Genomic DNA, 23801 nt, shown 5'->3' with positions numbered 1-23801 from the left:
AGATTATCGCGATAAGCCACTCTGTTATCGCGATAGATTCAGGCCGGCATCGGCAGTTTGCCGTCCACCCAGAACAGGTCGATGGGGAAAAGGTAGAGATCGTTGCCCTCCCCGCCCAAAAAACTTACCCCGTCCGGCCCCACTTCACAAAGCCAGCGGCTTTGGCGCCGGGGCCTTTTGCTGAGCAGCGCCCTGGGGGTAAAGAGGGCCAGGTTCAGCTCTCCTTCCAAGCAGCGGGCCGAGCGGTATTCGAAGGCTTCCACCCCCCGCTCCCGTAGCCGGCCACCCAGATCCTGGCAATAGCCGTAATGGACCGGATCGGTCAACTTGGCCTGTTCCGGCCAATCTTGGAGCTTTTCGCCCCTGTCGGTGCGGTAGTGGAAGGCAAACAGACTGTGCTGGGTACGCAGCAGGCCGCTGGGGGGCGGGGTAGCCATGGAGTGCCAGAACACCAGGCGGTAGTAAGCCCCTTCGGTGAGGGTGACATTGATGGACTTGCCGCCATAAAACAGGCTGGGTTCATGGGTGCGACCAAAGCGCGATCCCCACAACAGCGGCGGGTAGCGAAAAGGGGTTGCCAGCAGGTAGTGGAGGTTTTCGGTGCCCGGCAACCGGGGCGGCTTGGAGTAGTCCAGCAAGTCTTCGAGGAGCTGCTGTTCGGCAAGGCTGTCCACCAGATGAGAGGTAGCCACCTGTTCTTGGGATTCGACCAGTCGCCATCCCATTCCCTGGATGGCCTGCATCAGATCTTGCCCCTCAGGCCGTCTAGCAGGTTCACCATCTTCACCAGGCCCTGTACCGAACCTATTTGTTCCTTGGGCACACCCAGGCTGAGGTGGTTGGGGGTGGCCATAAAGTGCTTCATGTCGGGGCCCTGGCCACCGGTCAGGGCAAAGAGGCTGCGGTGCAGGCGGATCAGCAGCAGCGCCAACTCCCCTTCCTTGCTAGCCGGATCTATGCCGTCACGCAGGCGGGTGCGGTTACGGCCTATGACGGCGCCGACTTCGGCCTGGGTCAACCCCAAGTCCTTGCCGGCGTTGAGTAACGCCTTGCTCAATACGGTTTTGGGGTCTAGCTGGGCTAGGGCTTGCATGACTGCCTCCTCTATCCTTTAGAGACATTGTATAGCAAATTGCAGCAAAAGCTACAGCGCAGTCAGCAAGGGCCTTTGTCGCCAACACCAGAACCCGACCAGGGAAGTGGTGGCGGCAATCAACATGAAGAGGCCGCTGTCGCTGAGGTTGTCCATCAGCACCGCCGCCAGAGCCGGCCCGGCCAGGCTACCCAGGCAATAGGACAGCAGCAGGGCCTGGTTCATGGCCACCAGTTGGTCACTGGACACTTGCTCGCAGGCCCAGGCCATGGCCACCGGATAAAGGGTAAAGGCCACCACTCCCAGCCCTACCAGGGACAGGGCAAAACCGTGCCTGGAGCCCATCACCGACAGCCACAGGGCCGCCAGGGTCATCACCGCCATCTGTCCCAGCAGCACCGGGCGGCGGCCAAAGCGGTCGGCCAGGCGCCCGGTGGGCCATTGGCCCATGATACCGGCTGCCACCAGCACCGCCATCCAGCGCCCCACCTGGGCGTCATCAAAATGCTGGCGGGCCAAAAACACCGGCAACAGGCCATACAAGGACCCCAGCACCACCCCGGCCAGCACGCAGCCAATCACGCCGCTGCGGGCCGACTTGAGCCTGAGCATGGCCAGCAGTGGGCTGGGATTATGAAGCGGCTTGGCCCCTTGGCTGCCAGCCAGGGCCACCGGCACCATGGCCACACCGATAAGGGCCCCCACCCAGACCAGCACCGCCGTCATCTCGGTGTTGGTCACCGACAGCAGCATTTGGCCCACCACGGTGCCCAGGTAGTAGACCACCATATAGGCGGCCAGCAATTGGCTGCGCTGGGTGGCGTCGCCCTTAAGCATCAGCCAGGACTCCACCACCACCCAGATACAGGCGCAGGCCACACCCGCCAAAAAACGCCACCCCAGCCAGCCCCACAGGCTCTGGGTCAGCCAAAGACCGGACACCGCCAGCACAAACACCAGGCACACCAACTGGTAACTCAAGGCAAAACCCAGGCGGCTGATAAGCCGCCCGGCAAGCAAAGTGCCCACCAGGTTGCCGACGAAATACAGGGAGGTGACGGTGCCGATACCGGCAGTAGAGACCTGGGCCTTGGTCAGCCAAAGGGGCACCAGGGTATTTTGTACGGCGATGGAAATGGTCAGCAGCAGCAGGCCCAAGAGCAGCAGCAACACGGGGCGGGAAAACATGAAAATGCCAGCAGGGAAGTCAAGGTGGCGCGATTTTGCGCGCCTGGCGCCCCAGGCTCAATCTGACTTGGTTATCGTCAAGACAAGAAAATTTAATGAAAGGTAGGCCCGGCCCGGGAGCACAATAACCGCCCCCCTTTGGAGCCTGCCATGCCGCCCTTAGCCACCACAGTATTGCTGCTTGCCCTGTCCAACGTCTTTATGACCTTCGCCTGGTACGGGCACCTTAAGAACCTGTCGGCCAAACCCTGGGTGATAGCCGCCCTGCTGAGCTGGGGCATTGCCTTGTTCGAATACCTGTTGCAGGTGCCGGCCAACCGTATCGGCTACCAGGTGGCCAGCGCTGCCCAGCTGAAGATCCTTCAAGAGTGCATCACCCTGGTTATCTTCGTGCCCTTTGCCCTCTTCTACCTCAAAGAGCCCCTAAAGTGGGACTACCTCTGGGCCGGGCTCTGCCTGCTGGGAGCGGTCTTTTTCATTTTCCGCGACAAGCTACTGGCTTAAAAACGGCTGACAAAACCGTTGCTGTCCGGCCTTGGCACTTTGAACTTGGTCTTAACCGGGGTGCCAAGGTAGAGAAAACCGACAATCTCGTCTTCCCCGCTTACCCCTAACGCCGCCCTGACCTTGGGGTGCACGGCGTAGCTGCCGGTACGCCAGATACCGCCAAAGCCCTGGGCCACGGCGGCCATCTGCATGGCGTGGGCCGCCAGGCCGGCGGTCAGTTGCTGCTCGAAGGCCGGCACCTTGGGGTGGTCTTGGATGCAGGAGATCACCGCCACCACCAGCGGCGCCCTTTCCAGCAGGTGCAGGGCCTTGTCCCTGGCCTTATCGTCGGCACCCGGGTCGCTCTCCAACAGCGCCGCTTGACATACCTGGCCCAGGCGCTGCCGCCCTTCCCCTTCAATCAGTACAAAGCGGTAGGGATGCAAGGCGCCGTGGTCCGGCACCCGCAGCGCCGCCTGGAACAGGGTTTCCAAGGCTTCGCCCTGAGGGGCCGGGGCCACCAGTTTCGGTTCGGAGGTGCGGTTCAGTAACAGATCCAGTGCGTCCATGAGGCTCTCAACAAAAATAACCTGCCCCAAGGGTATCACTGGCCGTAGCGGCGGCGCAGCCAGTAGTCGACAGACAGATAATTGCCGGCCCCGGTAAAGAACAGGCTGGCCAGCATCACCAGGTAGGTCACGGCGAATTCGATACCGTTATTAAGCACCACAAAAGGGCCGGAGGCGGTCAGCCAATCGTAGTTGCCGTGCGCTTGCAGCAGCTCCCTGGCCTTGGCCAGCTTTTCGGCCGAGGCCATGACCTGGGCATTGGCAAAAGGGGCGCCCGGATCGGCAATGGCCTGCCAGCCATTGGGCCAGTGCACCGCAAATATGGCCACCAGCATGGTCACCATCAAAGGCAGTGCCACCCAACGCACCCCCAGCCCCAGCAGCAGCAGGACGGCGCCGCCCAACTCGGCAGCGGTGGCTAAAAAGGCCATCAACCAAGGCAGTGGCAGCCCCAGGCCCCACTCGGCATTGCCGAACCATTGCACCGTGTCTTCAAAGCCCAGGAACTTATTGGCACCGGCCATCCAAAACACCGGCACCAGATAGAGGCGCAGGGCCAAAGGAGCCAGAAAGTCCAACTTGCGGGTGCTGTCCAGGGCCTGCTGGGCCCGGCATAAAAGCGCCTTCATCGCGATTCTCCAAGATGTCCATGGACTCAAAGACCCGCCCCGGGGCTGGCTTCTTTCAACCATATTCGAAGGCGGCCCGCCCAGAGCAGCCTTTCTGTATTGAGGCCCGCTGTCACCACCAGATAGCGGCCTTCGCCTTTGGCCCCAGCTTTTATAGCTGCTCTTTCGGGCACTGGCCCTCAAAAACGTCAGACTGGATTGGCAGAAAAGGTCGGTAATGGCCGCCGTGTTGCTGGGACAGACGCAGTTGGCCTGTATTGTGGTCTGGATAGGCAGGTGCGGCCAGGTAGCCGCAGGCCAGGTAGCCGCAGGCCAGGGTCAACAGGATGCGCAGGGTCGCGAGCAGGCGCCCAGCCGGAGCGGCGAAGGTTTTCTATTCAGGGTAGCCAAGCCCAGGGGCTGATGAGCCTTTACCCCAAAAGGCACCAGGGGTCCTGAACTTGGCTATTGAAGGGCCTTAGCTGCGCTCTTTGACGGCAAGGGCAATGCTGACCAGGGCCAGGCCGTTAAGCAGCAGCTCTATGGCGATGAAGGTGCCTATTACCCAGAGCCCCGACTCGGGCCAACCGCCGATGATAAGGATGGCCAGTACCAGCCCCAGCAGGCCGCTGACAAAGGGCCAGATATACTGGCTGAACTGGCGTAGGTGAAAGGCCAGCCAAAGCCGCAGCAGCGCCACAAAACCGATACCGAAGGCGATCAGCAGGGTCAGGGCCGAGGCGGCCGCCATGGGCGATACGATCAGGTAAAACCCCAGCAGGCCATAAAGCACCCCAACCCCTGCCACAAGGCCGCTCATGGGCCTGCTGCGCAGGGCCTGCACCGTTTGTAAAAGGCCCCCTATCAGCAACAGCACCCCGAAGTAGATCATGCTGGTCAAGGTCAGGAAATTGGCCATGCCCAGGCCTATGGCGCCCAGCACCATGAATACCAGGCCAAGGCCAAGCAACCAGCGCCAGCTGAGCTGCAATTGCTGGAAGAAAGGCGTCATGGGTAACATCAGGGCCTCCTTGGCGGCGAGATGGGCGGATGATGTCCTGACTATGGCCGCCAAGCTGCTGTTTATCAAACACTATCCGGCAGGCCATTCAGGCTGTCCCTCAGTCCTTGAAGCGCCCCATGATGATGTTGCTCTTAGGGCCGGGATCCAGGGCAACGCAGCGGGACCGGCTGCTGTTGGCCTCCAATTCGGCCTGGCTGTGCACCAGGAAAACGTCCTGGCGGCATTGAGGGCAATGGCGCACCCCCGGCTGAGTGCCTTCGGGCAGATCCTGCCAGCGAAGCGGACAAGGGTAGGCCCATTTAAGCGGGCAGCTAGCCATATCGGTCATGGTCAAAGTCCCTCTGTTTAAGGTCTTGGCCTTCTAGCACCTGCCCTGAAGCACCCTTAACCCGTTTCATTGTCGCCCTGGCCGGCCAATTGCGCCAAGGCGCGGCTATTGGCCCTCAGACGCAGCAACGAAGAGACAATACAGACCACCAACAGGGCGCCTATGGTCAGTACATAGTCCTTGTTGCCCCTGTCCAGGCCTATGGCCAGGCAAAAGAGCAGCAACATCACCATGCTGCCAAGCAGCATGCCCGTATGCCGGCGACGTTGGACAAGGTGGGCGGTCAACAGCTGGGTAGCGGTCTTGCTGGCCGCCAGCATCTGGCTGTTCTTGCGCCAGGCCGCCTGCTGCGCCAGCAGCTCGTCCCGGCAAGGCTCGGAACAGGCCAGGCCCCAGCCGCTGTCCAGGGTGCAACTTGCACAGAGCCCCTTGTGACAATGCTTGCAAAGGGCGTGGGCCTGCTGTTGTTGGTGGTGGTAACACTGCATCAATGGTCTCCTGGCGACCTGAGCTGCAAACTCAGGCGCAGCATGTCTTTGTGCTGGATCCCCAGCTCATAAATCGGCTCCGGGTAGTGGTCGATAAAGTGATCCTTGAGGATCCCGGTTACCCTGAATCCCTGGCGCTGGTAAAAGGCCAATTGGTGGCCAAAGGCGCCTGTCCCCAGTTCCAGCCACTGAGCACCCTGCTCCCTGACCCAGGCAATGGCCCCTTTCAGTAGGCAGGTCCCCAGGCCCTGCTGCTGGTATTCCTCGGCCACGGCCAGGTTGATCAATTCAACGCGGTCAGGCTCAAGGGCCAGCAACAAAACCGCCCCCAGCACCTGCCCGTCATCAACCAAGGCCAGGGCCTGGCAATGCGGCAGGTATTGGTGCACCCGGTCCTGGCAAGGGTCTGCCAGCAACAACAGCGCCAAAGGCAAGTCTTCGACTGGCCAGGGCTGGCATGTTAAAGCATGGGCCGTCATCAACTGCACCTCATCTGTTCTTCAAGCCAGTGGACGGCGTTACCCAACAGGGTCCAGGTCCCCGACACTACCAGAGTCGTTGCCGGCACCACCAGGGCACTGACCCCAACGCAAATGCCGTCGTAGTCCGATACCCCAGAATTGCACCAGTCGATGTCGTACCGGTACTGTTCCAACTGCCACTGGGGGGTGCTGATATTGCACCTGACCCGCTCCTCAAAGGACGGGGGCTTGGCCTTTGGCACCACCACACAACCCAGCAGTGGCAGGCAAAGCAGCGACACAAACAGCGGTCTCAACACCTTGGGATCCTTCAATCGTGGGGGCGGCGCTCAGTATTCGCCCGTCACCACCCAGCCATTGCTGCCGTGCTCCAAGGTCACCGCCTGGTAGGCCTGGCCTTTACTAAAGCCGACCGAACACAGGGCGTCGTAACCCGAGCCGCAGCTGATCTCCGGGTAGTCGGCATTGATACCGTCGCCGTCCAATTGCAACTGCCAACCGGCAGCCAGGAAGGCCGCCTTGAGCTTGCTGTAAGGGGCACCGACAAAGTCGTCCACCCTGGGCACCTCACCACTGGTGGCCATCAGGGCCAGGGCCAACAGCATGGCTTTCATCAAGCGCCCTCCTTGGCCAGTTGCGCTCGCACCGCCATCAGGGCAAAGCCCAGCAGGTTGTCGCCCCGCCACCTGGCCGGGTCGGCGGCGTCGGGGTGGTCCTGGGCCAGGCCTATACCCCAGATCTTGTCTACCGGGCTGGCTTCCACCAGCACCTTGTCTCCCGTGTTCAAAAGGAAGGTCTTTAGTTCGGGGTGGGCGGCAAATTTGGCCAGGTTACCCTTCACCACTATGGCAAAGCGGTGCTCGCGCCAGGTCAGTTCGTTGAATCCCAGCACGGTACGGCCTACCGCCTTGACTTCGGCCGGGGTCAGGGCCGCCAGGGCCCGTTCAGCGGCCTTCTTGTCTGAAAACAGCATGGCCTTGTGGTACATCATGTAGTGTTCGGCACTGGTGAATGCCAGGCCTTCAGCACTGAAGGGTGACGGGTACCATTGGCTGAGGCAGCCTTTGGTGAGGCGATCACCTTCCTGGTGCCCCCAGAAAAAAAGGTAATCGGCCGGTTGGCCATTTTGCAGTTGTGCGAGCAAGGCGTCGCGATTGGCGAGCGGGGCAGTGTCCACGGGGCCTCCTTGAGTACGGGGGTCTTGGTGTTGGCATACCAGGAAGCCGCACTGCCGGCCGGGCAGTACTTGTCCCCGGCATCAGCGCCTCCCAGCGCAAGATATCCAGGCTACTGCCTAAAAGGCCAGTAGGTAAATACTTGAATACCCATAAATTAAGGCGCCCACCGGCGCCCCAAACTTAAAAGCCCTCAGGCCAGCCAATCACAAGCGATAGCCGGCACCACATTGGCCGCCCTACCCCGGATAAAGCGGTAGCCGAAGGGTTTGCTATTGATATCCAAGGCAACGATACGTTTATCGGCCTGGTAGCGGGCCTTTTTCAGCAAGGAGGCAGCCGGTTGCACTATCAACGAGGTCCCCACCACCAATACCTTGTCCGCTACCTTGATGGCGGCCAGGGCCTCGTCCATGGCCAGGGGCGCTTCGCCGAACCAGACCACATGGGGCCGCAGTAACCCGCCGGCGGCGTCCCTTTCCTCGGCGCCAAGGTCCCTGTAGCCGATCTCATAAAGCTGCCCCGGCGCTGCCAGGCTTCTGGCCTTGGTGATCTCCCCGTGCAAGTGCAGTACCCGGCTTGAACCAGCCCTTTCATGGAGATCGTCAAGGTTCTGGGTTATCACCGTCACCTCAAAGCGCTGCTCCAGACGGGCAATGGCCAGGTGGGCGGCATTGGGTTGGGCCTTGGCGATGTCTCGGCGCCTGTCGTTGTAAAAAGCGGTGACAAAGGCCGGGTCCTGTTGCCAGCCTTCTGGGGTAGCGACCAGCGCCACCGGCACCTGATGCCAGAGTCCGCCCTGGTCCCTGAAGGTGTCCAGGCCGCTGTCGGCACTGAGGCCGGCCCCGGAAAACACCACCACTTTTCGTTTACTGCCGTCCATGCCACCGTCCGATTTGTTGCCAGAGCCAGCCTCACTGCCGGCCCCTTAGAGGATCTCCTCGACCTTACTGCGCCAGCTGTCATTGGACAACAGGGTGGTCTGGTAGACCTTCAGATCTTGGCAGCCGTCAATGCTGCGGATGACGGTCTTGATGGTGGCCACCAGGGGCGCCGGCAGCCAGGGGCTCAGCACGATGCGGTCGATGGCATCCAAGTCAAAAGGCACCGCTTTGACGGCCTGGCTGTCCTCGGCGGTGAAAATGGCCCGAAATTCCTTCTCGTCCCGGTAGGGGAAGCGTTTTAAAAAGGGAATGTCCTCCAAGGACACCTGGGCGCAATCGAAGGCTTGGAGTTCCTTGTATTCCACGTCCCCAAAGCGCACCCCTGGCACGGCGCCAAGGTGGCGCTCCAGCACATGGCGCTTAAAGCGAATGCACACGCCGCTGTTGCCGGGGGCAAAGACGCTCCAATGGTGGTAGGTCTCGAATTTACTGGTAAAGCACAGGGCCAGCAGGGTGCCAAGGCGGCGTTTTTGCTTGTAGATGGCCATGAAGTGCACGTCGTTCTTGTCACTCCAGTGGCCAGGATCCAGGAGCACCAGGCGTTTTTGGCTAAGGATATCCAAGAGGGCCGCCAGATCCGTGTAGCGGTGCAGCAATGAGGGACGGGTCAATGCAGAGTCCTGTATCGCAGATGGTTGGCAATTATATCAGTAAGTTAGCTGACTTTCAGCTCGCCTTTTCCACCTAATTTGCCTCTCCTTGACCCTGCTGGCGAAGAAAATCGTCCACGGCCTTGGCCACCTGGTCCAGATAAGGATCAAACAGCCAAAAGGGGTGGACCGTATCCAGTTCCAGGTAACGGTGTGCCACCCCAAAACGGTCAAGGCCGTTAAAAAAGGCCTCTTTGCCGGCGGTAAAACGGCCCTGGCCGGAACTTATCACCAGGGCCGGCGGCGACTGGGCCGACAGGTGACTGACCGCCGACGCCTGGCGCCAGCGCTGGGGCACCGCCTCAAAACTGCCCCCCAGCCACAGAGCAGCCGCCGAACGGCTGCCGTTTTTATTCTCGTGGGCCAGGGCCAAGGGGCTGGTGAAATCCAGCACCCCGTCCAGGTCCACCAGGGCCATGACCTGGGTGTCTCCCTGCCCCTGGGGCTTAAAGAGCGGCAGGTGGGCGGTATTGGCCAAAAGCGCCGCCATCTGCCCCCCGGACGAGCCGCCCCCCAGGGCCAAGCGCGACGGGTCCAGCCCGATGTCCTTGGCGTGAGCCTTGGCCCAGAGGATGGCCTGGTTGACGTCTTCAAGGCCGGCCGGATACGGCGCCTCGATGGACAGGCGGTATTGGGGCAGCAGCACCACATAGCCGCGCTGGGCCAGGAGGTTGGCCAGGGCATAAAAATGAGACTTGTCGCCGGCGCGCCAGCCGCCGCCGTGCACCAGCACTATGCCGGGGTTGGCGGCCTTGGCGGACACCGCCTTGAACAAGTCCAGGCGCAGCTGGCGCTGGCCCAGCTGCCGGTAGGGGCGCTCAAAAAGCACCTGCTGGCCTTGGCTAAAGCGCAGCACCGGCAGGCGCAGCTCGGGGTTAGCCCCTTGGTAACGGGCCAGGCGCTCGGCGGGGCTGTAGCTGTCGTCCACCAGCCGGTCCTGGGCCTTGGCCTGGCCCAGCAGCAAGGGGCAAAGCAGGCACCAGGCCCAGAAGAAAAGCGAAGGGGATTTGCAGCGAGTCACGAGGCGTCCTTGCAGGTAGCAAAAAGCCGGGCACAGGGCCCGGCTTTTACCTTACTTGTGGGTGGTGTCGAAGAAAGGCAAGGTGCTGTTGGGCAGCATGGTGTCGGGCAGTTTGCCGTTCCACTTCTCGGCCTTGGTCAGCTCAATCAGGTTCTTGTTCTGGGCCAGGGCTTCGGCGCGGCTCTTGATAGCGGCGGCTTCTGCCTCACCCTTGATGCGGATGGCTTCGGCTTCGGCCTTGGCCCGGGCCAGTTGCGAGTCTGCCTCGGCCTGGGCCTTGGTCACGGCGATCTGGGCGCTGACCCTTTCCTTTTCCAGGTTCTGCTTCTGGGTCTGCACTTCCACTTCGGCGCGCATCCTGTCTTCCACAGACTTCTCGTAAGCGTTGGAAAAGTCGATGTTTTCAACCTGCACCGAGCTTATCTCTATGGGGCCTTGCACGGCGTCCTTGATGGCCTGGGTCACGTCCATCACGAACTGCACCCGCTCCTGCACCGCCGAAATGGCGGTGTAACGGCCAAAGGTGTTTTCCACCTGGGTAGGCACGGCCCTGTCTACCAGGCGGTTGACCATGGAGTCGATGTTTTTGAAATGGGCATAGACCTCGGCCACTTGGGCTTCCGGCACCCGGAAGGTGACAGAGACCTTGATGGTGGCCGGCTGCTGGTCGCGGCTGTAGGCCTGCAGGTGCTCGTAGCTGACGGTGTGGGTCTGGGTGGAGATCTTCACGATTTTGTCGAACAGCGGCATCTTAAAGCCCATGCCGGGCTCGGCGGTACCGATGATCTTACCGTTGCGAAGATGCACGCCGCGCTCCCCCTGGTCGACGGTAAACCAGCTGCCGTATACCACTATCACCAGCGCCAGTACCACCAGCACCGGGATGACCTTGCCAAGGCCAAGGGAGGGGCTTTTAAATTGTGTTGCCATAGCTACGTCCTGTGTTTTTTTTAATATCCGAAACCGAACATTATCTTATCCTCAAGAGCGGCGCCATGGCCCCGGCGGTAAAGCCGGTTTCAATGTCTTAAAGGGCCTTGGTCATAAAATACTTGCAGCCGGTTTTCGGATAACCGGGCTGTATCCACTGCACCTGGTAGCCGTGCTTTTGGTAAAAGGGCATGGCCTGAAAATCCAGGGTGTTGAGCAGGCACTGCTTGCAGCCCCTCTGCCGCGCCGCCGCTTCCAACTGGGTAAGAAGGGCGCTGCCCGCCCCCTGGCCCCTTAAGGGCGCCGACACCCAGAGGCTGTCTAGCAGCAACCAGTCGCCGAAGGTGCGGGCACCGGCCCCGGCCACCACCTGGCCGTCCTCATCTTTTATCTGCACCACCAGCGGCCGCTTTTCCTTTACTTCCCAATGCTCGGCATTGAAAAGGCGAATCTGCTCGTCAAAAAAGGCGATTTCATCCTGGGTGGGGTTTTCTACGACGTCGATTTCCATACGCAGCTCTTACAAAGGGCAAGTGGCCGCCAGTCTATGCCCAGATCTGGCCTTGGGGAATGGGCCAGGCGGCAGACAGGCTTGAATTGTCAGCCTTTAGCTGGAATGATGCGGCCAGCCTCGTCTGCTGTAGTTGGCATATATGGAAATAGCATTGCAGGTTGTGGAAAACCTCGCCCCAGACCAGTCGTCCCTGAATGCGGCCAAAAAGCTGCTCAAACCCGCCAAGTGGCCCTTGTTGCACAAGTCCGAGCCGGACGCCCTGATTTGGGGCCATTGCCAGGGCTCGGGTGCCAACCCTTACCTGGTGGTAGCCGACGCCGCCGACCATGGCTATAAGTGCTCCTGCCCTTCCCGTAAATTCCCCTGTAAGCATGTGCTGGCCTTGATGTGGCAATTTGCCGAGGCGCCGGACGGCTTTAGCGACGGCGACCAGCCGGACTGGGTCAGCGACTGGTTAGGCAGGCGCAAGCGCAAGACCACCACCGCCGCCCCTGCCTCTGGGCAAGGTAAGAGCCTGGCGGCAACGGCCGCCGAGCCGGTATCCGAGCTTACCGAGCAAGAGCTTGAACAAAAGGCCCAGGAGCAGCGCCAGCGGGCACAAAAGACCCGCGCCCGCACCCAGGCTGCCGCCACCAAAGGCCTTGAAGATTTCCAGCAGTGGCTGGACGACCAGCTGCGCACCGGCCTTAACGATCTGCTGGGAGACCTTGGCACCCGTTGCCGCGCCGTGTCGGCACGCATGGTGGACGCCAAGCTCGAAGGCCTTGCCAGCCGCCTGGATGAGCTGCCAGCCCGGGTCAAATCCCTGCCGCAGCCGCTGCGCCTTTACGGCCTGACCCAGTTTCTGGGGCAACTGTCGGCCCTGATGCAGGCCTGGTTTGCCGACCCCGAAGACGAAGACGCGCGCCAGGCCTTGCTGGCCACCGAGTCCCGTGCCCAACTGCTGGAAAGGCCGGATCTGCACAAGGTGCAGTCCAGGTGGCACAACCTGGGTGAGCGCATCGTCAGCCGCCGCAGCGGCTTGGTCAGCCATGAATCCTGGCTGCTCGACTGCCAATCCCCCAGCCCCCGTTTTGCCCTGTTGCTGGATTATTACCCGGCCTCGGCCGGGCGCCGCGCCACAGGCCCTGGCCCCGGCACCGAGCTGACCGGCGCCCTGGCCTACTACCCGGGGCGCTGCGCCGAGCGGGCTTTTCTCCTCGACTACCAGGCCTCTGGCGCCGATACCGAGCCAGACTGGCCCCAAAGCGACCAATCCCTGAAAGCGGCCTGGCTTGAACGCCTGTCCCTGCAGCCCTGGGCCGAGTCCATGCCTTGGCTGTTGGGCCCAGGTCGCATCGCCCAAGATGCCGATGGCCACTATTGGTGGCAAGGGGCCACTGACACCCTGCCCCTTAGCAACCCCCACCTGCCGGTGCTGGTCACAGGCTCAGAGCTGACCGGCGCCTTCGTGCTGTGGAACGGCATCCAGGGGGACCTTGTCAGTGTTCGCAGCCGCCACTGGGGTACCCTGACATGCTGAATCAAGACACCTTGGGCTCTTTGGACCAACAGACCGAAAAACTGCTGATGCGCTGGGCTATGGGCCACAACGGCTTGCCCGAGGCCGACTTGCCCCCCCATTGGCTGGCGCTGCTACAAGACCTGCCTGCCCCGCAGCAGGCCAGCGCCGCCCTGGCCCTGCTCAGCCAGGTGCAAGCGGCCATGCTCGCTATCAGCCCCCCGGCCCAGCTCAAGGTCAGCGCCGCCATACCCCTGCCTGCCCTGCCCTTGTTGCCGACGCCGCTGCGCCCCTTGTTTCGCCGCTGCCTGGGGCAGCCACAAGGCTACGTCCAGGCAACCCTGGCTCTGCTGGAGCGCCGGGGCTACGCCCCCCATCCGGCCGACTGGTTTGTAGAGCAAGGGGACCAAGTGCAACTTGCGTCGGTTCAGCCCTGGTACCAGTGGCGAGACGAGACCAGGGACAACAAGGCACCCCCCGAGGACACCTTGAGCCAGGACAACTGGGATGCCTGGCCGCCCCAGCAGCGCCTTGCCCAGTGCCAGGCCCTGCGCCGCCAAGACCCGGCCCAGGCCAGGGTGCTGTTAATGGCCTGCGCCGCCAAGGAAAAGGCGGCCAACCGCCAACGGCTGCTCGAATGCCTTGCTGACAACCTCAGCAGCGCCGACGCGCCCTACCTGACCGAGCTGCTCGGTGACCGCGCCGAAGGCATCCGCCTGTTTGCCCAGCGCATGCTGCTTCGCCTCGACTGCCTGCCAAAGGACCAGCAAGCACAGCAACAAGCACAGGCCCTGGAGCTGGCCGCTGGCTTTGAGGTCAAAAGCACCGGGCTTTTGCGGCGCAGCAAAGAGCTGATACCGCAAAAACTCAAATCCTCCCGAAAGGCGGCCGACCGTACCCAGTTGCTGGCAACCACCAGCCCCAGAGCCCTGGCCGAGGCCCTGCAACTGACCCTGGCCGAATTGGTCACGGCCTGGTCTTTCCAGGCCAACAGTGACGACGACAACCTGGTGTTGGTCGAGCAGCTGCGCCACAGCCTGGACCACAGCCTCCTTGGCCTCCTGCTGGACCGGCTGTTTGCGGATATCGACGGCCATGGCCTGACCTATCAGCACCTGCGGCTGCTAAGGCCCCTTACCGAGGCCATGGACAGCCCGCAGCGCCAGCAATTGGCCCTGAGGTTACTGGCCAGCCAGGAGTGGGAAGACGACCTGGATTTTGAAGACATCGGCATCAACCTGCGCCTGGACAGCCTGCCCCTTGGCAAGGAAGACTTTTTAGCGCTGCCCCGCTGGCGCCGCTTTTGCCAGGAACTGGGCCAGGCCATCAGGGAAGAAGAGGCCTCCAAGGTGCAAGGGACCTGTCTGGATCTGGCTGCCCTGGGGCTTTGGCTGCCCAGGAACACGGCCACCGCCATCATCGAGCAACTGACCGGGCTGGGACTGTCCTATTCCGATCCGCTGCTAAACCACCTCAAATTCAATGTGGCACTGGCTCAAGCCGGTACCGCTGACATGGATAACTGCAAACAGGGTTAGTTATGAGCAAGGTATTAAGGACACCGGTAGAGATCACCTACCAGGCAGAGCTGGACGCACTCAAAGCCGACCAAGGGCCCAAGCCCGAAAACTGGCAACTGACCCCCAAGGCGGTGGTGACCTACCTGATGGGTGGTCAAGCCGCCGACGGCACCGAGATCAGCGCCAAATACATCGGCAACCGCCGCCTTATAGAAACCGCCGTGGCCACCCTGGCTACCGACCGGGCCCTGCTGTTGCTGGGGGTGCCGGGCACCGCCAAGTCCTGGGTTTCCGAGCACCTGGCCGCCGCCATCTCCGGCAGCAGCTCGGCGGTGATCCAGTGCACAGCCGGCACCGACGAAAACCAAATTCGCTACGGCTGGAACTACGCCCAGCTGCTGGCCAAGGGGCCGTCTCGCGAGGCCCTGGTCCCCACGCCGCTGTTTCGGGCCATGGAGCAAGGCACCCTTTGCCGCCTGGAAGAGCTGACCCGCATGGGGTCAGACGTTCAGGACACCCTTATCACCGTCCTGTCTGAAAAAATGCTGCCGGTACCGGAGCTGGACGACGTCGTCTACGCCACTCGCGGCTTTAACGTCATCGCCACCGCCAACAACCGCGACAAAGGGGTTAACGAGCTGTCTTCGGCCCTGAAGCGGCGCTTTAACGTGGTGGTATTGCCCCTGCCGGACGACATGGACGAAGAAATCGCCATCGTCGAGCGCCGGGTGGCCGAGATGGGCAACAGCCTGGAGCTGCCGGTACCGGCCAACGCCAAGGCCGAGATCGAAAAAGTGGTCACCATGTTCCGCGAACTCAGGAGCGGCCAGACCCTGGACGGCAACATGGCCCTAAAAACCCCCAGCGGTAATCTTTCCACCGCCGAAGCCATCGCCGTGATGGTGGGCAGCCTCAGCCAGGCCAACTGGTTCAGCGACGGCCAGCTGCAAGCAGAAGACGTCAGCCACAACCTGCTGGGGGCCATCGTCAAAGATCCGGTGCAAGACAAGGCGGTGCTGGAAGAGTACCTGGAAACGGTGCTGAAAAAACGCCCGGACTTCGCCCCCTACTACCACGCGCTCAACGAGGTTTTGTGAGCCAGGATATGAGCGCCACTGTTCGCTATTTTGGCATTCGCCACCATGGCCCGGGGTCGGCCGCCAGGCTCCTTGACGCCCTCAACGCCCTACAGCCGGCCTGCGTGCTCATCGAAGGGCCGGCCGACTGCACCGACATCCTCGGGCAGCTGGCCAGGGCCGAGATGCAGCTGCCGGTGGCGCTGCTGGCTTACTGCCAGGACGACCCGGCCACGGCCAGCTACTGGCCCTTTGCCGAGTTCTCCCCCGAGTACCAGGCCTGCCTGTGGGCCGTGGCCAACGGCGCCGAACTGCGTTTTATCGACCTGCCGGTCAGCCAGCAATTGGCCATGGCCCTGGCCGCCCGTGAACAAGACAGCGAAGACGGCCCAGAGGGCGGCGAGCAAGAGGCCCAAAGCCCGCCTGCCGCCGACAAGAACCCCGTTAGCGAGGCCGAACAAGAGACCCCCCTCAGCCAGGACCCCATCGCCGAACTGGCCCGGTTATCGGGCTACCAGGACGGCGAAGCCTGGTGGAACGACCTTATCGAACAAAATGCCGATGACGACGCCGCCATTTTTGACAGCGTCGCCTCGGCCATGGCCGCCTTGCGCGACAGCGCCGGGGTCCGCCCGCGCGACCTGCAGCGCGAAGCCCATATGCGCCTGGAAATAGCCCAGGCCGCCAAGGCAAGCGACGGTCCCATAGCCGTGGTGTGCGGCGCCTGGCACGTACCGGCCCTTAACGAAAAACACAAAATCAGTGCCGACAAGGCGCTGCTCAAAGCCCTGCCTAAGAAGCTCGCCGCCACCAAGGTGCGGGCCACCTGGGTGCCCTGGACCAGCCCACGCCTGGCCAGCCGCTCTGGCTACGGCGCCGGTGTCGATGCGCCCCAGTGGTACCAGCACCTCTGGCAGCACCGCAGCTCGGGCCGGGTGCTGGAGAGCTGGCTCACCAAAACCGCCGCCGCCCTTCGCCAACAAGGGCAGGTGGTGTCTACTGCCTCGGTTATCGAAGCGGTGCGCCTCAGCCGCACCCTGGCCGCGGTGCGCCAGCGCCCGGCCGCCGGTTTTGAAGAAATGCGCGAAGCGGCCATTGCCTGCCTGTGCTTTGGCGAACCCCTGCAATGGCAGGGCATTGAAGACGAGCTGCTGCTGGGCAGCCAGGTGGGCGCCGTGCCGCCCGACTCGCCTTTGCTGCCGCTGCTGGAAGATCTGGAAAAACAAAAGAAGGCCCTGCGCCTTAAAGCCGAGGCCAGCAGCCGGGAGTTGTCGCTGGATCTGCGCACCGAGCCAGGCCTGCTCAAGTCCATTTTGCTGCACCGCCTGACCCTCTTGGATGTACCCTGGGGCTTGCAGACCAATGCTGGCGGCAGCCGTGGCACTTTCCGGGAGCGCTGGCTGCTGTGCTGGCAGCCCGAATTTAGCGTGCGGCTGGTGGAAAACCTGGTCTATGGCAGCACCATAGCCCAGGCCGCCAACGCTTGCCTGGCCGAGAAGATGCAAGGCCAAAGTACCCTGGCCGGCCTCACCGAACTGGTGCAACTGGGCTTGGAGGCGGACCTGCTGGAGGCCACCGCCCAGGGCCTTAAGCTCCTCGACAGCCGCGCCGCCCACACCGACGATTGCAGCGAGCTGCTGGCCGCCGTGCCGTCTTTGGTGCAAATTCAGCGCTACGGCACCGCCCGGCAGTTGTCGGCCAGCCACCTTGACGCCCTGTTGCAGCGCCTGGTGGTGCAAGCCTCGGTGTCCCTGCCCTACGCCTGCCGTAACCTCAACGACGAAGAGGCCGGCGCCCTTGGCCGCCTCATTGAGAAAAGCCATGACGCCATCCAACTGGCCCAGTTGGACGACGCCATCAACAGCGGCTGGTTCGAGGCCCTTGGACAGGTAGCGGAGCACGGCCACAGCAGCCCGGCCCTGGCCGGCCTTGCCAACCGCTTGTTGTATTTTGCCGACATCAAAGACGCCGCCTCGGTCCAGGCCGCCTTGCAAGTGGCCTTGTCGCCGGCCATCGCCACCGCCGAAGCCGCCCGCTTCTTCGAGGGCTTTTTTACCGGCGCCACCCAGCAGCTGCTTTATGACCCTAGCCTCCTTGAAACCGTCACCCATTGGCTCAGCGCCATGGACGAAGAGGCCTTTATCGCCCATGTGCCCTTGCTGCGCCGGGTATTTTCCGGCCTTGACGCCATGGAACGCCGCCGGCTGATGGACACTGTCCTGCACGGCCGCCAACAGGGACTGACCTTGACGGTCAACAGCGCCCTTGGCGAGCAGTGGCAAGGCCACCTGCAACGCCTGGGTAAACTCATTCAAAGAGACAAGACATGGACGCAAACCCCTCACCCCTGAATGACAGCGCCGAGAACGAGCGCCGCTGGCGACTGGTGCTGGGCACCGACGAACCCCAGTCGGCCCTGGCGGCTCAGGACCAACGTTTGATGCAGGCCCTCAACGCCCTGTACGACGGTGACGGCAGCGGCGGCGGCAAAGGCCGGGGGTCCCTAGGCCGCTCTGCCCCCAAGGTGTCCCGCTGGCTGGGGGATATTCGCGAGTTCTTCCCCACCAGCGTGGTGCAGGTGATGCAGCGCGACGCCTTTGAACGCTTGGGCCTCAAGCAAATGCTGCTGGAGCCGGAATTTCTGGCCGCCATGGAAGCCGACGTGCACCTGGTGGCGGACCTTGTCAGCCTGCGTTCGGCCATGCCGGAACAGACCCTGGACACGGCCCGCCAGGTTATCGCCAAGGTGGTGGCCCAGCTGATGGAGAAACTGGAACGCAAGACCGCCGAGTCGGTGCGGGGCGCCATCAACAAGTCCAAGCGCACCTTCAGGCCCCGCTTCAATGACATCGATTGGGGCCGCACCATCAGTGCCAACCTGCGCCACTATCAGCAGCAGTACCAGACGGTGATCCCGGAAAAGCTGGTGGGGTTTATGCGCCAGAACCGGCGGGTGGTGGACCTGGATGAGGTCATCCTCTGTGTGGACCAATCCGGCTCCATGGCCACCTCAGTGGTCTACAGCGCCATTTTTGCCGCCGTGATGGCCTCTTTGCCGGGGGTGCGCACCCAGTTGGTGTGTTTTGACACCGCTATCGTCGATATGACCGACGATCTGGCCGACCCGGTCAGCGTGCTGTTCGGGGTGCAATTGGGGGGCGGCACCGACATCAACCAGGCGGTGGCTTACTGCCAGGCCAAGATAGAGCGCCCCGCTAAAACCCACCTCATCCTGATAACCGACCTCTTCGAGGGCGGCAATGAGGAGGAGCTCAAAGCCCGGGTGGCCCGGCTTATCGGTAACGATGTCAACGTCATCACCCTGCTGGCCCTGAGCGACGACGGCCGCCCCGCCTACGACAGCCAACTGGCCGCCGATTTTGCCGCCATGGGCTCACCCGTCTTTGCCTGCACCCCGGACCAATTTCCAGACTTGATGGCAACGGCCCTGCGTCGCGAAGACGTGCAGGCCTGGGCGGCGGCGCAGGACATTAAAACCGTCAGGGCCGACCCCGACGCCCTCAAGGGCTAAGGGCAGCTGTGCGCAGATGCCCTGCCCCAAGGCCCTGTCAAAGGCGTTCACCAAGCTCAACTCCCGGCGCCCTCAGCCCCCGCCTTGCCGCCGGGGAGCGCCTGCCCGGCCGCCAGGGACTCATCAATCAACACCAGGCGATAAAGAGGGCCTGCTTGCTCAAAGCCAAGGCCTTTGAACAGCCGGATGGAATTGTGGTTGGGCGCGTCGATATCGGCCAACAGCCGGCAGACGCCCAGGGTCTTGGCATGGCCAAACAACAATCTTAAGGCCTCGGACATCAAGCCCTGGCCCCAATAGGCCTGGTTCAGCAGGCAGCCGACCTCACACTCGGCCCGGGACGGGGTAAAGCTGTGCAGGCCGCAGGTCCCAATGAGCTTGCCCCTGGCCTTCTCGACAATAGCCCACTCCAAAGACTCACCGCTGCTTTCCAGCCGGGCTACGCTCTCAAGCATCTGGTAGACCATACCCAGGGAGCTAAAGGCCGGATCTGAGGCAAAAGCCATGGTGGCTTCGCTGCCATAAATGGCGAACAGCGCCGCCGCATCGGCCTTGGTCATGGACCGCAGGTACACCCGTTCGCCTTGCAATACCGCCTTCATACCCCTCCTGCTTCGCCTTTACCGCGACAACCATTGAAGGCCGCCACGGGCACTAGCCATGGCGCCGGTTCTGCAACAGGGCGCAGACAACATCGTGCACTTCTTCTTCAACCTCGGCGCGACTGGGGTGGGCACGCATCGAATGCAGCAGGAACCTGAGCCGGGCCAGCACCTCGAACTTCACCTGGTACAAAAAGTGCGACACTATCCAGTACTTCCACACCTCGTCGTCGCCTTTGAGGATCCGAAAAACCGGTTCCACCAACTCGACGCCCAGGCAGGCCAGCCGCTCCGACACCGGGCCGGCAATAGGCCAGTTGATGTCTTGCAGGCACTCGAGCAGCGCATCGAGGTGCAAGATGACCTCCTCGTCCGGCGCGGCCCTGAGGTTATTGCAGGCTTGGTCGTCGCCCTTGTGCCTTGGCACTATCTGCATGGCCACGCCCTAGCCTGTTGCCTTAGGCAAGGATTGGCCAAACCGGGCTGGCATTACCGCCACTCCCTAACCCGCCTGATGCTGAGCCAAGACCAAGTCGCCCGGCTGGAAATTACTCTTAAAGGTAAAGGCGTAAGCGGTGTCCCCCTTGTCCCGCAGGTGCTCAAGCCTCGCCATGGCTTCTTCCACAGTGGGAATATGACCCACCGGCACCCACCAAAGCACGTAGGTGTCTTGCGCCGACGGGTGGAACCACTCGCTTTTTCGCCTCAGAAAATCCCGGTGGTGGGTCCGGAACATGAAATTTTTCAAGGCATCGACGCTGTCCCAGACCGACATGTTGACCAGGATGTCCGGGTCGCCCATCACCTCTATGGCGGTGGCGTCGCCGCTGTCATCTTTCAAACGCCAAATAAAGCCGTCACTGGCTTCGGCCAGGGCATTGATGGGGGCCAGATTGTCTACGAAATCGGCAATCTCGGGGGCGTCCAAGCTGTAACGGGCCTTGGCGATGTTCAGCTGTGCAAGGTGCATCAGTTCTCCTTTATTTTTAATCGTCCCTGTATCGGTCACCAGCATAACAACATGCCTAGGCAACGGCGCCCAGCAACCAACTGCCCGGCGACCTTGTTTAGGTTAAAAGCGCTGTTTGATTTTTTGGACAAATCGCTCGACCCGGGCCGGGGCAGCGCTTTCACTCTTGTAAAACGACAGCATGTCCAGCTTGCAGCCCTTGGCACAGGCTCCCAGCAGGGCAAGTTTGAGCACCCTTTTTACCGGCCGCCACAGTACAAAGGTGTCCACCCACCAAGGAGATCCCAGGGTAGTCACCACCTTGACCTCCTTGAGGTTGCCAAGGCCCGGCTGGATGGCACCTAAATCTGCGGCATGGTGGTAGGCATGGCCAGGCGCCCAAACCCGGTCAAACCAGCCTTTGAGCATGGCCGGAAAGCCAAACCACCAGGTGGGGAAGATCAGCACCAGGCTCTGGGCCTGGGTTAGTTGGTCAAGCTCCTCTGCCAAGGCACGGCCATCAAACTGGCCCTGATAGTAGCTCTGCCTCTCCTGCTGGGTCAGCCTGGGGTCAAACCCCTTCTCATAGAGATCCAACACCTCGACCTGGTAGCCTTTGGCAGCCAGATGCGCCACGGTCTGGTTCGCCAGATAATGGCAAAGACTGCCCTGCAACGGGTGGCATACAACAACCAAGCACTTCATAACCCTTCCTTGTAAAGAGGCCCAAGCCAGAGCCTTCTGCCAGGCGTGGCGCCTTTAAGTGACAGCCCAGCTCATGCCCGTGATAGGCATTTTTTACCCCATTGAGAGCCGCTTTTTACCGCCGTCAATGAACCCCTGGACGACACTGTGAAAATACGCCGCATCCATTTTTCCGTAGAAGATGCCTTCTTCTCCTTCGCTGTCATAGAACTGGACAGTGGCATAAAGTGTACCGGCGATGGGAATAAGGAAGCAGGCAACATTATCTGTATTGGGGCCCCAGTTTAAGATTTGTTGCTGCGCGTAAATGTCGTCTTCAATATCGAAATGGCAGGACTCTTCATCTCTGGTGCTCTGTATAAAAAGATGTGCCTCAACCACTGACCGGCCAGTGAAATAGCGGGAAAAGCGCTCGAGGTTTCTATTTTCTACAAGGTCTTTTTGCGCTTGGGCCAGCACGGTTTCCAGGTAGGCAACATTATCCACCCTGGTCACATGATGCCCCAGCAACCATATGTTCAGTGCGAAAAGCCCCTGGCTGCCAGCGATGCTTTCACCGATCTCTATGGCAAAACTGTCTTTATGCCCGAACGTCATTAATCCACACTCGTCCATGCTGTCTATATTTCCCTTTCAGTTACTGGGGTCATGGCGCTTTGCCAAGGTGCCCCTAGCGCCACAAGACGGCCTTGAGCTGCCCTTCATCCTCGCCATACTCGGCTGCCAGGTAATGGATAAGGTCTGCAATAGAATCCCCGATACTTTCAGGGATATCGATATCCTCTATGTCATAGGTGATAAAGTGCGCCTTGGCATCGGCCAGATAAAAGCCGGTAATGGACGACTCGCCCTCCCACAGCGGGATCACATCCACCCCTGGCGGTGAAAAGTCCTCCGGTTCAAGGGAGTAACGAAGCGCCCTGCATCTGAACGCCAGGTCCTCATGAACAAACTCACCTTGGGTCAGCTTTACTAGCGCTTCTGTCAGCCCAAGCTTGGCAAGCTCAGTGTCCCTGGCTGTGCCGGTGATCATCATCCTTAACGGCTCCTGGATATCCCTAGCCTCGTTGCATCACTGTCTTATCAGGCTTGCAGTTTAGGGACCAAATACTGCATGTAATTCACTTTGCTCAGGGGGACTCCCTTCATCCTCATGATGCTGTAGGCAGCAACCAGGTGAAAGTACAGGTTGGGTAGCAGGAAGTCTTCCACGTACTCCGGGCCAGACAAGGCCAAATATTGACCATCGGCCAAATCAACTCGCTTTATCTCTTGCAGTTTGCTGTCATCCAGTTCGGCTTTCACCAACAGCCCCTTGGTCTCGTTGATGATGTCTCTGGCCTGCGCCACGGTACCGACCTCGGGAGATAAATTGTCCATCCCCTTGCCCTGGCACCATAGAGCGAAATTCCTGGGCTGGTTGCAGGTATAAGCGATTTGGGTACCGAAAGGCAGCATATCCTCGATCAACCGATAACCAAGGATATTGTCCTGTTCCTCTTTAAAGTGACCGGCAGCCATATCCAAAACGGCTGACAACACATCCAGCCTCGAAAGGAAGAGGTCTCGGTAGGATTGCATCTTTACTGCTGACATAACATCTCCTGAAGTGTTTAAAAAAGGATCTGGCAGGGCCGGCCAAAACTAAGACCACAGGACGATGATTTTGCAAAAACAGTAGGCGGCACCTTGTTTCTACCTTTCCAAGGTTCAGGGTGCAGCCGTTATCCTGCCACCGTCCTGCCGCCCTTTCATGCCATGGCGATATATCCGGGGTGGCCAGCGATGCTGCCAAGCCAGGACTGAATGGCAGGATAGTGGGAGAGATCGAATCCACCCTCATGGGCGACATGGGTGTAGCCATACAGGGCGATATCAGCCGTGGTCAGCTTGTCCCCGGTTAAGTAAGGGGTTTTCCCAAGCTGCGTCTCCATCACCGTCAAGGCCTTATGCCCACCCTGCTGCTTGGATTCGAAATCAGCGCGGCGTTCCTCTGGCAAGCCAAGGTACTTGGCAATAAAACGCGCAACGGCAATAAAGGGTTCGTGGCTGTATTGTTCGAAGAACTGCCATTGCTGCACCTTTGCCAGCAAGAACGGGTCTGTGGGCAGCAGCTCACTGCCGTAAGCCAGATAGTTTAGGATGGCGTTGGACTCCGAAAGACAGCGGCCGTCGTCCAACTCGAGCAACGGAATTTTACCGTTGGGGTTCTTGCTCAAAAATTCAGCGGCCGCCGTGTCGCCGGCCAGGATATCGACAGGCACCCACTGGTGCTCAATCCCCAACAAGGCGCAAAGCAACTTCACCTTGTAGCAATTCCCAGACTGTATATCGCCGTATATCTTCATGGTCGCCCTTGGCCGCCTTATCGATTGGAAAAATCATCGGTGCGCAGCAGGCAACACGCCTGGCAGCA

Annotated in this window: 31 protein-coding genes; 6 read left to right on the top strand and 25 right to left on the bottom strand. The window is 61.1% G+C overall.

The window, feature by feature from the left end:
• Nucleotides 1-38: 38 nt before the first annotated feature.
• From B3C1_RS00260 to B3C1_RS00250, 3 genes are read right to left on the bottom strand one after another with little or no spacing between them, the layout of a single operon-like run.
• A complete protein-coding gene (locus tag B3C1_RS00260; RefSeq protein ID WP_237750926.1) occupies nt 39-725 on the bottom strand; it encodes an RES family NAD+ phosphorylase in 687 nt (228 codons plus the stop codon).
• A 17-nt stretch (nt 726-742) separates the two neighbouring features.
• The gene (locus tag B3C1_RS00255; protein WP_008482114.1) at nt 743-1093 is read right to left on the bottom strand and encodes an antitoxin Xre-like helix-turn-helix domain-containing protein; all 351 of its coding nucleotides are present in this window, start codon (nt 1091-1093) and stop codon (nt 743-745) included.
• Between the two features lie 51 nt (nt 1094-1144).
• On the bottom strand, nt 1145-2281 hold the full coding sequence (locus tag B3C1_RS00250; RefSeq protein WP_008482113.1) for an MFS transporter: 1137 nt from the start codon (nt 2279-2281) through the stop codon (nt 1145-1147).
• Between the two features lie 150 nt (nt 2282-2431).
• On the opposite strand from B3C1_RS00250, the gene B3C1_RS00245 reads away from it, so the two are divergent.
• On the top strand, nt 2432-2785 hold the full coding sequence (locus B3C1_RS00245; protein ID WP_008482112.1) for a DMT family protein: 354 nt from the start codon (nt 2432-2434) through the stop codon (nt 2783-2785).
• Here B3C1_RS00245 and B3C1_RS00240 read toward each other — a convergent pair.
• The 14 genes from B3C1_RS00240 to B3C1_RS00170 form a co-directional block, all read right to left on the bottom strand.
• The gene (locus tag B3C1_RS00240) at nt 2782-3336 is read right to left on the bottom strand and encodes an NAD(P)H nitroreductase (RefSeq protein ID WP_008482111.1); all 555 of its coding nucleotides are present in this window, start codon (nt 3334-3336) and stop codon (nt 2782-2784) included. The two genes, B3C1_RS00245 and B3C1_RS00240, sit on opposite strands and share 4 nt — an antisense overlap.
• Before the next feature lie 35 nt (nt 3337-3371).
• Complete coding sequence (locus B3C1_RS00235; RefSeq protein ID WP_008482109.1) at nt 3372-3965, bottom strand: HvfX family Cu-binding RiPP maturation protein; 594 nt, start codon at nt 3963-3965, stop codon at nt 3372-3374.
• A 457-nt stretch (nt 3966-4422) separates the two neighbouring features.
• On the bottom strand, nt 4423-4965 hold the full coding sequence (locus tag B3C1_RS00225) for an HdeD family acid-resistance protein (RefSeq protein WP_008482106.1): 543 nt from the start codon (nt 4963-4965) through the stop codon (nt 4423-4425).
• A gap of 100 nt (nt 4966-5065) precedes the next feature.
• The gene (locus tag B3C1_RS00220) at nt 5066-5296 is read right to left on the bottom strand and encodes a hypothetical protein (protein ID WP_008482105.1); all 231 of its coding nucleotides are present in this window, start codon (nt 5294-5296) and stop codon (nt 5066-5068) included.
• 56 nt (nt 5297-5352) lie between these two features.
• Nucleotides 5353-5784 (bottom strand): hypothetical protein, encoded by a 432-nt coding sequence (locus B3C1_RS00215; RefSeq protein ID WP_008482104.1) that lies wholly within the window; start codon nt 5782-5784, stop codon nt 5353-5355.
• Complete coding sequence (locus B3C1_RS00210; protein WP_008482103.1) at nt 5784-6263, bottom strand: GNAT family N-acetyltransferase; 480 nt, start codon at nt 6261-6263, stop codon at nt 5784-5786. Before B3C1_RS00210 ends, B3C1_RS00215 begins: the two co-directional genes overlap by 1 nt.
• Nucleotides 6263-6565 (bottom strand): hypothetical protein, encoded by a 303-nt coding sequence (locus tag B3C1_RS00205; protein ID WP_008482102.1) that lies wholly within the window; start codon nt 6563-6565, stop codon nt 6263-6265. The genes B3C1_RS00210 and B3C1_RS00205 overlap by 1 nt, the downstream gene beginning before the upstream one ends.
• 30 nt (nt 6566-6595) lie before the next feature.
• Nucleotides 6596-6880 (bottom strand): hypothetical protein, encoded by a 285-nt coding sequence (locus B3C1_RS00200; RefSeq protein WP_008482100.1) that lies wholly within the window; start codon nt 6878-6880, stop codon nt 6596-6598.
• Nucleotides 6880-7443, bottom strand: coding sequence for an NADAR family protein (locus B3C1_RS00195; protein WP_008482098.1), 564 nt, complete (start codon nt 7441-7443; stop codon nt 6880-6882). Before B3C1_RS00195 ends, B3C1_RS00200 begins: the two co-directional genes overlap by 1 nt.
• A gap of 191 nt (nt 7444-7634) precedes the next feature.
• Nucleotides 7635-8324, bottom strand: a complete 690-nt coding sequence (locus B3C1_RS00190) for a Sir2 family NAD-dependent protein deacetylase (protein WP_008482096.1) — start codon at nt 8322-8324, stop codon at nt 7635-7637.
• Nucleotides 8325-8369: 45 nt separating this feature from the next.
• Entirely contained in the window at nt 8370-8996 is a 627-nt protein-coding gene (locus tag B3C1_RS00185; protein WP_008482095.1) for a hypothetical protein, read from the bottom strand.
• A 73-nt stretch (nt 8997-9069) separates the two neighbouring features.
• Entirely contained in the window at nt 9070-10056 is a 987-nt protein-coding gene (locus tag B3C1_RS00180; RefSeq protein WP_008482094.1) for an alpha/beta hydrolase, read from the bottom strand.
• A 51-nt stretch (nt 10057-10107) separates the two neighbouring features.
• Complete coding sequence (locus B3C1_RS00175) at nt 10108-10986, bottom strand: prohibitin family protein (RefSeq protein WP_008482092.1); 879 nt, start codon at nt 10984-10986, stop codon at nt 10108-10110.
• Nucleotides 10987-11083: 97 nt separating this feature from the next.
• Nucleotides 11084-11497 carry a GNAT family N-acetyltransferase gene (locus B3C1_RS00170; protein WP_008482091.1) on the bottom strand — a complete coding sequence of 138 codons (414 nt, stop codon included), beginning with the start codon at nt 11495-11497 and terminating at the stop codon, nt 11084-11086.
• A gap of 142 nt (nt 11498-11639) precedes the next feature.
• Between B3C1_RS00170 and B3C1_RS00165 the strand changes: the two genes are divergently transcribed.
• From B3C1_RS00165 to B3C1_RS00145, 5 genes are read left to right on the top strand one after another with little or no spacing between them, the layout of a single operon-like run.
• Nucleotides 11640-13022, top strand: coding sequence for an SWIM zinc finger family protein (locus tag B3C1_RS00165; protein ID WP_035480634.1), 1383 nt, complete (start codon nt 11640-11642; stop codon nt 13020-13022).
• Entirely contained in the window at nt 13016-14539 is a 1524-nt protein-coding gene (locus B3C1_RS00160; protein ID WP_008482089.1) for a DUF5691 domain-containing protein, read from the top strand. Before B3C1_RS00165 ends, B3C1_RS00160 begins: the two co-directional genes overlap by 7 nt.
• 2 nt (nt 14540-14541) lie before the next feature.
• Entirely contained in the window at nt 14542-15618 is a 1077-nt protein-coding gene (locus tag B3C1_RS00155; RefSeq protein ID WP_008482086.1) for an ATP-binding protein, read from the top strand.
• Nucleotides 15619-15626: 8 nt separating this feature from the next.
• Complete coding sequence (locus B3C1_RS00150) at nt 15627-17948, top strand: DUF5682 family protein (RefSeq protein ID WP_035480672.1); 2322 nt, start codon at nt 15627-15629, stop codon at nt 17946-17948.
• A complete protein-coding gene (locus B3C1_RS00145; protein ID WP_008482083.1) occupies nt 17924-19129 on the top strand; it encodes a VWA domain-containing protein in 1206 nt (401 codons plus the stop codon). The genes B3C1_RS00150 and B3C1_RS00145 overlap by 25 nt, the downstream gene beginning before the upstream one ends.
• 56 nt (nt 19130-19185) lie before the next feature.
• On the opposite strand, the gene B3C1_RS00140 is transcribed toward B3C1_RS00145, so the two are convergent.
• The 8 genes from B3C1_RS00140 to B3C1_RS00105 form a co-directional block, all read right to left on the bottom strand.
• A complete protein-coding gene (locus tag B3C1_RS00140; protein ID WP_008482082.1) occupies nt 19186-19731 on the bottom strand; it encodes a GNAT family N-acetyltransferase in 546 nt (181 codons plus the stop codon).
• 52 nt (nt 19732-19783) lie between these two features.
• Nucleotides 19784-20167, bottom strand: coding sequence for a DUF5071 domain-containing protein (locus B3C1_RS19185; RefSeq protein WP_008482081.1), 384 nt, complete (start codon nt 20165-20167; stop codon nt 19784-19786).
• A 66-nt stretch (nt 20168-20233) separates the two neighbouring features.
• Nucleotides 20234-20701 (bottom strand): DUF3291 domain-containing protein, encoded by a 468-nt coding sequence (locus B3C1_RS00130; protein ID WP_008482080.1) that lies wholly within the window; start codon nt 20699-20701, stop codon nt 20234-20236.
• Between the two features lie 102 nt (nt 20702-20803).
• Nucleotides 20804-21385 (bottom strand): NAD(P)H-dependent oxidoreductase, encoded by a 582-nt coding sequence (locus B3C1_RS00125; RefSeq protein ID WP_008482079.1) that lies wholly within the window; start codon nt 21383-21385, stop codon nt 20804-20806.
• 93 nt (nt 21386-21478) lie between these two features.
• The gene (locus B3C1_RS00120; protein WP_008482078.1) at nt 21479-22000 is read right to left on the bottom strand and encodes a hypothetical protein; all 522 of its coding nucleotides are present in this window, start codon (nt 21998-22000) and stop codon (nt 21479-21481) included.
• 55 nt (nt 22001-22055) lie between these two features.
• Nucleotides 22056-22421, bottom strand: a complete 366-nt coding sequence (locus B3C1_RS00115; protein WP_008482076.1) for a hypothetical protein — start codon at nt 22419-22421, stop codon at nt 22056-22058.
• A 47-nt stretch (nt 22422-22468) separates the two neighbouring features.
• Nucleotides 22469-22981: a DUF1993 family protein gene (locus B3C1_RS00110; protein WP_008482075.1), complete on the bottom strand. Its 513-nt coding sequence runs from the start codon at nt 22979-22981 to the stop codon at nt 22469-22471.
• Nucleotides 22982-23136: 155 nt separating this feature from the next.
• The gene (locus tag B3C1_RS00105) at nt 23137-23733 is read right to left on the bottom strand and encodes a glutathione S-transferase family protein (protein WP_008482073.1); all 597 of its coding nucleotides are present in this window, start codon (nt 23731-23733) and stop codon (nt 23137-23139) included.
• Nucleotides 23734-23801 lie beyond the last annotated feature (68 nt).

Source organism: Gallaecimonas xiamenensis 3-C-1, from assembly GCF_000299915.1.
Lineage (GTDB): Bacteria > Pseudomonadota > Gammaproteobacteria > Enterobacterales > Gallaecimonadaceae > Gallaecimonas > Gallaecimonas xiamenensis.
Note: the sequence above shows the minus strand (reverse complement) of the source record. Positions and strands in the feature narration are given on the sequence as shown.